This is a genomic window from Brachyspira sp. G79 (genome assembly GCF_002379365.1).
Taxonomy (GTDB): Bacteria; Spirochaetota; Brachyspiria; order Brachyspirales; family Brachyspiraceae; genus Brachyspira.
Window position 1 is genome coordinate 2,124,534 of record NZ_JQIU01000008.1, and the last position, 2,079, is coordinate 2,126,612.

Sequence of the window (2,079 nt, forward strand, 5' to 3'; positions counted from 1 at the left end):
GTTGTTTGTTTGTTTGTTTGTTTGTTTGTTTGTTTGTTTGTTTGTTTGTTTGTTTGTTTGTTTGTTTGTTTGTTTGTTTGTTTGTTTGTTTGTTTGTTTGTTTCATAAATAAAATCCTATGAGCATACATTATAACATAAAGAAACATATAGTCAAATTATTTATTAGAGATATTTATTAAATCATAATAATACTTCTTCCCCTGAAAAATATCCTGAGACAATATTCTCTGAGCATTTTCGTATTTAAATATTATTAGGTTGGATACTTCATTGTTGTCTATAGGCATATTATTAGAGGTATAATAAAATCGGTTATAAGTGCTTATTGTATTTTCAATTTCTTCTTTATATAAGAGCGATATTATGCTATTGGTATAGTCTATATTTAAGTTTACTGCTATAAATAATGGGATATTTTCTGGAGTAAAATTTTCATCTGTCTTATATGCTCCATTAGTACCGTCCCAGATTAATATAGGCGAAGGCTTATAATCATTTAAAAAATTAGTTTTTGTTTTTTCATCGATACTTGAACGCTGTATTATAGCTTTTAAATAAGGATAGAGATGATCATGTTTAAACATTATAATGGCATTTGGGGAATGTTTTAAAATAGTATCTCTTATCTTTATTATTTCAATGGCGGTCATGGCTGAATTATCAAGTGTTTCCATTATATGAAGTTTATCATTACCTTCAAAATAATTAAGAAACTTTTTATTATTTTCTGCTATATTTAAATTATTATCCAAATGAGAATCAGTATGTCCCAATATAGTAAAACCAGCTGTAAATATAGGAGTTTTTAAATTTTGTATGTTTGTAACTAAATATGTATTAATATTAGTAGTTCCTAGTCCGAATATTTGAGAAGAAAAACCTATAGACGGATAAAAAGTTTTTAAGTTATAAGTATTTAACGCCTCTTCTAAAGCTATAGTATTATACCCATTTTTTGAAAGTAAATCAGGAAGGGTATTCTCTATTTTTTCTGACTGAGTTTTTGGATAAAGTGGAGAAGAAGCGGTGAGCCCTGCAAGCCTAGCATAAAAACTTCCGTTATTAACATTAGGGGCTATTTTTGTAGAATTGTTTGCCCAGTCCCTATACTCTTTTATAAAAGGATCTTTTTCAAATAAATTTTTAAAATGCGAATAGTCATAAAATGATTCTAAAAATATTAAATATATATCTCTTTTAAAACTATGTTTTAAGTTTTCTATTCTTTCTAAATCATTAGTAATTAAAGGAGCTATATTGCTATACACATCAGAATAATCATTTTTTAATTTGTCAATATAATCATAATCAATTCTTTCATTATTATAAATAAAACTATCATTAGAAGCATTTATCAATATAGAATGCATATCATCTTCTAGTCTTTTTATATTATCAAAAATATTTTTCGTAGATTTCAAATAAAGTTTTGATACATCTCTTTTTAATTCATACTCTTTAAGTAAATTAATAGAATCTGACACAAGTTCTTTACTTGGTTTTATGTTATTTAATCTATCATAATTAATTCTGTAGTTTATTGTGTTTATTATTCCTTTTCTGTTTGCATTTCTTACAAAGTCTATGCTCCATATATCTATATTTCTTTGTATAAAAAAATAAATAAAATGAAATAAATATTATAGAAGATGTCATAATTAATGATGCTGCTTTACTTTTTATAAACATTTTATATAAATTAAAAATAAATAATAATATAAACATTATTACAGAAGAAAAATATATTATACTTACAGCAATAGTAATAATTTTTAAATAAATTGGAAGAACAGTAATAAGCGAAGCATAAAGATTAGCAATATCTGAAAAAACTATTACCATACTCAACACAGTTAAACTTATACCCTCTATTACAAAAAATGAAAATATTGATATAACACAAAATAAAGAAGTGAGTATTACTCTAATATTTTTTATGCAGCTTAAATTAAAAGGGTAATATGCAAGTAAATTATAAGCAAGCATTACAAATAAGTACGTATACAAAAAATCATATATATTAAAATCAAGCCTCATCATAGAAAATAATGGCATTATAAAATTTGAAGTTATTAAA

1 pseudogene is annotated in these 2,079 nt (G+C 24.1%); it reads right to left on the minus strand.

The window, feature by feature from the left end:
• Positions 1–157 precede the first annotated feature (157 nt).
• Positions 158–2,079: pseudogene (locus KQ44_RS10740) on the minus strand (hypothetical protein); the annotation flags it as partial.